The sequence below is a fragment of the Bacteroides sp. 1001302B_160321_D4 genome, assembly GCF_015667765.1.
GTDB classification, from domain to species: Bacteria; Bacteroidota; Bacteroidia; order Bacteroidales; family Bacteroidaceae; genus Bacteroides; species Bacteroides xylanisolvens.
On the sequence record NZ_JADPLO010000119.1, the window covers coordinates 1 to 5649 of the forward strand.

Genomic DNA, 5649 nt, shown 5'->3' on the forward strand with positions numbered 1-5649 from the left:
AAACTCGTAATATCTTGTTAATTACCAAGTTATTACAAAGTAAACAGAAAATAAAATATCTCTTAATATCTTTGCATATCTCACTTTTTGGGTGTATTTTTGGGTGTCAATTTTCAAACACACCCAATTATGAATATCAAAAGAAACATCATTTTCGCACTGGAAAGCCGGAAGAAAAACGGTGTGCCAATCACAGAGAATGTGCCTATCCGTATGCGTGTGATATTCGCAAGCCAGCGTATAGAGTTTACAACGGGCTACCGCATTGACGCTACCAAATGGGATACGGACAAACAAAGGGTAAAGAACGGATGCACAAACAAACTGAAGCAAAGCGCATCCGAAATCAATGCAGACCTGCTAAGACAGTACACGGAGATACAGAACATCTTCAAAGAGTTTGAAGTACAGAACGTACTACCCACACCCGCACAGATAAAGGACAGCTTCAATGCAAGGATGAAGGATGCACCAGTCACAGAGCAGGAAACAGCCGAAGGACCTAAAATCAGCTTTTGGGAGGCGTTCGAGGAGTTTATAAGGGAATGCGGGAAACAGAACAACTGGACAGACGCAACCTACGAAAAATTCGCTGCGGTAAAGAACCACCTGAAAGAGTTCAGGGATGAACTTTCCTTTGATACGTTCACCGAGAACGGTCTGAATGACTATGTGGACTTCCTGCGTAACAAGAAAGATATGCGTAATAGCACCATAGGCAAGCAGATAGCCTTCCTGAAATGGTTCCTGCGGTGGAGTTTCAAGAAAGGGCACAATCAGAACATGGCTTATGACAGCTTCAAGCCCAAGCTGAAAAACACACCCAAAAAAGTAATATTCCTCACATGGGAGGAACTGAACAGACTGAAAGACTACAAGATACCCCAAACCAAGCAGTATCTCGAACGGGTAAGGGACGTTTTTCTGTTCTGCTGTTTCAGCGGGCTGCGCTATTCGGACGTGTACAACCTCAAACGGAGCGACATCAAGCCCGACCATATAGAAGTGACCACCGTCAAGACAGCGGACAGCCTTATCATAGAGTTAAACAACCACAGCAAGGCGATACTGGAAAAATACAAAAGCGTACACTTTGAAGATCACAAGGCACTTCCGGTCATCAGCAACCAAAAGATGAACGATTATTTGAAAGAACTGGGGGAACTTGCGGAAATCAACGACCCGGTAAGGGAAACTTACTACAAGGGAAATGAACGTATAGACACCGTCACACCCAAATACGCCCTGCTGGGAACCCATGCCGGAAGACGGACATTCATCTGCAACGCTTTGGCATTGGGTATTCCCGCACAAGTAGTGATGAAGTGGACGGGACACAGCGACTACAAGGCGATGAAACCATACATAGACGTTGCCGATGACATCAAGGCCAATGCGATGAACAAATTCAACCAACTGTAAACACAACAATAGCATGGAAGAAAGAATAACCTCAATGATACCCCGCTACGGGAAACTCAACAAGACATATACGGAAATAACATCCGGTGACGGCCTCTCTTTTGAGAAGCAGAAGTTCATTCATGACTTTTACAAAGAGTATGAAGACACACAGACCTTTGAAAAGGCACTTATCAGCCTCATGCTTGAAACGGAGGGTACGCACTTTTCCATATTGCTGAACAGCATGAAACGGGAGATTGAAAACAATATCTCAATGTATAATACCTGCAAGGAGTTTTTCGACCGTCTCGATATTGAACATATCTGCCGGCAGCATGAAAGATGTCATGACCGGGACATCGAAAGACAAATGCAAATCACAAACGAATATTACCGGGAACTTATGGAAGCTAACGGATCTTTGGAGGCAGTCGGTTTCAGGGAACATGATCGTCAGGAAGAGGAAAGGTTGGAAAAAAAATACGGGCAGTGCAAACGGGAATACGACAGGGAGAAAGCCAAGCTGGATGAACTATATGCACAGAAGGAACAGGCAAAGCGGGAAGCCCTACAATACCTGAAAAACCGCTGCGGAGACATATACAGGCTGGACGGATCGCTGCTGGCAATCCTCGAAAAATACATGACCGGCCAAAAGAAAAAGGAAGGGGAAGAAAAAGAGGCCGCCACACCGACACCCTCACCCACCTATTTTCCCATGAAACTCTTGTCAGCCGTTTACGAAAAATGTAACGGTGAACAGTTCGAAGCCATTTCCGAACTGGACTTTTACGCCAGCATGAACCTGCAACCGTGCGAAGGCAAACTGATAATAAGACCGAGGGAAAAGGCTCGTGTATGTTATCTTATTTTCCTTATGGGTGAAACACTGCACAAACCAGACAGAGAAAAATGGAGAAAGGACATCATGAACCTGCTGGGAATAGACGACACATACTATAAATCAAAATACAAAGAACCCGTTTCCGATTTTCCCAGTGACAGCAATCAGATATTTGCGAAGGAAATGCAGTCAATATTCCGATAGTCAGCGATACGCCACGACATTCCACGAAACAACCACTTTTACCACCCGAAATATTTTTCACCACTCTTTATTATCTTCTGATATTTAGTGAGATAGCGTGATACCCCATTCACGCTATCCACATCCTTACCACCCGTATCCGGGATTAACTTTGCACTGTTCGAACGAAACAAAAAAGCCCGTGCGCAGGGCTTACAGTACAAACGTTAAATTCATTCCAACATGGAAATCAGAGAACTTTTATCAAAGCCCGTATGGCAGATGACGGGAGAGGAATTTATATTACTGAACCGACACGCCCTGCAGGAAAGGGAAGCGAGAGCAGCACAGCCCGCAGCCGATACGGAAAAGAAATACGTGTACGGGATAGGCGGCATAGCACGCCTGTTCGGGTGCAGTATGCCCACAGCAAACCGCATCAAGAAAAGTGGGAAGATAGACAGAGCCATTACGCAGATAGGACGCAAAATCATCGTAGATGCGGACATGGCACTCGAACTGGCAGGACACAAAAGCGGGGGACGCAGATAAGGAGGTACGGACATGGAGTACAGAGAAAGAAAAGAAGTCACGCCCGAAGCGGCGGTGATACTGTGGCAAGCCTCACGGCTCGACCTTTCGGAAGACTACGAGAGGGCACCCGAAATACTGAAAGTACACGGTTCCGTCATAGGCACGCTGGGGAACTTCAGCGCATCAATCGGAAAAGCAAAGAGCAAGAAAACGTTCAATGTTTCCGCAATCGTGGCGGCTGCACTGAAAAACGGGACAGTGCTAAGCTACACGGCGGAACTGCCCGAAAACAGGAGGAAAATACTCTATGTGGATACCGAACAAAGTTCCTACCACTGTGCGAAAGTGGCAAAAAGAATATTGCGCATGGCGGGACTGCCGACAGGCAGGAACCATAAAGACCTTGAATTCCTTGTCCTAAGGAAGTACACGCCCGAGGAACGAATAGCAATCGTGAGGGAGGCCATTTACCGCACCGAAAATGTAGGGCTGGTAGTCATTGACGGAATACGGGATATGGTGTACGACATCAACAGCCCCAGCGAGTCCACGAAGGTAATCTCCCTGCTGATGACATGGACGGGGGAAAGACACATACACATACACACCATACTGCATCAGAACAAGGGGGACGAGAACGCAAGGGGACACATCGGAACGGAGCTTAGCAACAAGGCCGAAACAGTGCTGCAAGTGGAGAAGGACGAGAAGGACCCCGACATCAGTACGATCAAGGCAGCACATATCAGGGCGATGAACTTCGAACCGTTCGCATTCCGCATCAACGGGGAGGCATTGCCCGAACTGCTGGACGAATACCTGTTCAAACACAAGGATCCGGGAAAAGGGAAAAAGGAGAAGTTCGACCCCTACAAGGACATCACAGAGAAGCAGCACCGTATCGCACTGGAAGCGGCATTCACACTCAAAGATGAATACGGCTACAAGGAGCTTGCGGAAGAATTGAGGAAAACCTACGCCTCTGTCGGTGTCATGCTTGGGGGAAACAGGCTGACAGACCTCATTACAGTACTGAAAAACAAACGGATGATAGTACAGGAGAACGGCAGGAAATACACCTTCAAACCCGATTTTCACTATTAGCGGTATTGTATGGGAACCACTTTACTTTAGTCCCGTACCATATATATACGGAAGTAAAGTAAAGTGGATATAGCCCGTAATATACAAAAAGATACGGGCGAAAAGAAAAAATAATATTCACACTTAACAAGAACAACGGTATGACAGTACGGAAAAGGGTATGGTCTCATACCAGGCCTCCACCATGACGGCACAGACCGGAAACCGCTTTACTTTAGTCTGGGGGCATATATATAGCAAAGTAAAGTAAAGCGGATGCAGCCCGTAACACATGAAAGGGTACGGGTCCCCCCGAAAAAAACAATATCTACTTAAAACAGAAATATGATGAATATGAATGAAGCGAAGCAGATACGCATAGAGGAATATCTGCACAGTCTTGGATACAGTCCGGTAAGGCAACAGGGTGGTAGTCTATGGTACAACTCACCGTTCAGGGACGAACAGGAACCCTCCTTCAAGGTGAACACCGAACGCAACCTATGGTATGATTTTGGCGCAGGCAAAGGTGGTAATATCATCGCACTGGCACAGGAGCTATACGCATCCGACAGTCTGCCCTACCTCTTGGAAAGGATAAGGGAGCAGGCACAAAACGTGCGCCCGGTCTCTTTCTCTTTTGGCAAGCAACCCTTATCAAAGCCGAGTTTCCGGCAGTTGGAGGTAGTACCGCTCTCCTCTCCCGCCCTGTATACCTACCTGCGGCAAAGGGGAATAAATACGGAACTGGCAAAAAGAGAATGCAGGGAGGTCCGCTATCTGACCGGGGAAACCCCATACTATGCTATAGGCTTCCCCAACCGTTCGGGAGGATACGAGATACGCAACAAGCATTTCAAGGGATGCATAGCACCGAAGGACATCACCCATATACGACAATCGGAGTCGAAGGAGGCATGCTACATCTTCGAGGGATTCATGGACTACCTCTCTTTCCTCACCCTGCGGCTGGAAAGGTGTCCCGACCGTCCCGAACTTGACGGACAGGACTACATCGTACTGAACTCGACTTCCGACCTTTCCAAAGCAATCCGACCGTTGGGCGGTTATGAAAGCATCCATTGTTTCCTTGACAACGACAAGGCGGGAATGGAGGCCGTTCAGGAGTTGCAAAAAGAGTACGGACTGCGCATACGGGACGCATCGCACATATACGAAGGGTACAACGATCTGAACGACTTCCTGCGGGATAAAAGGTCAGGACAGGCGCAACGGCAGCAAGAGAAACCGGAAGCGGAAAAAAGGCAAAGCCAGACAGAGCAGCCGAAGAAGAAAGGCAAAGGGAGCAGGATGTAGCCGCACAGCCACCGGAAGGCTTTGAAAAAAGCCATAGCTCATTAGGGCTTTTTCTTAACGCAATGCACACATTGCTAAAAAAGCCCCAACGAGCCATAGGGGCGCCGCCCCTTTGGAAACCCCGTCTGCCATGCGGCATAAAGGCAAGGCAGGGGAAGTATTAACCTGAAATTATTGACAGTTATGGGATATGCAGTTTTGCATCTGGAAAAGGCAAAAGGGACGGACAGCAGGATGTCCGCACACATAGAGCGCACCGTTCACCCGAAGAATGCGGACAGAAC

At 47.5% G+C, this 5649-nt stretch carries 5 protein-coding genes; all 5 read left to right on the forward strand.

The window, feature by feature from the left end:
• The first annotated feature begins 129 nt into the window (after window positions 1-129).
• The 5 genes from KFO40_RS24975 (at window position 130) to KFO40_RS24995 (ending at window position 5365) form a co-directional block, all read left to right on the forward strand.
• Window positions 130-1422: a site-specific integrase gene (locus tag KFO40_RS24975; RefSeq protein WP_032562621.1), complete on the forward strand. Its 1293-nt coding sequence runs from the start codon at window positions 130-132 to the stop codon at window positions 1420-1422.
• 13 nt (window positions 1423-1435) lie between these two features.
• On the forward strand, window positions 1436-2452 hold the full coding sequence (locus tag KFO40_RS24980; protein WP_211146914.1) for a hypothetical protein: 1017 nt from the start codon (window positions 1436-1438) through the stop codon (window positions 2450-2452).
• Between the two features lie 222 nt (window positions 2453-2674).
• The gene (locus KFO40_RS24985; RefSeq protein ID WP_005809723.1) at window positions 2675-2983 is read left to right on the forward strand and encodes a DUF3853 family protein; all 309 of its coding nucleotides are present in this window, start codon (window positions 2675-2677) and stop codon (window positions 2981-2983) included.
• Window positions 2984-2995: 12 nt separating this feature from the next.
• Window positions 2996-4069 (forward strand): AAA family ATPase, encoded by a 1074-nt coding sequence (locus tag KFO40_RS24990; RefSeq protein ID WP_032579336.1) that lies wholly within the window; start codon window positions 2996-2998, stop codon window positions 4067-4069.
• A gap of 327 nt (window positions 4070-4396) precedes the next feature.
• On the forward strand, window positions 4397-5365 hold the full coding sequence (locus KFO40_RS24995; protein WP_211146915.1) for a toprim domain-containing protein: 969 nt from the start codon (window positions 4397-4399) through the stop codon (window positions 5363-5365).
• The last annotated feature ends 284 nt before the right edge of the window (window positions 5366-5649 follow it).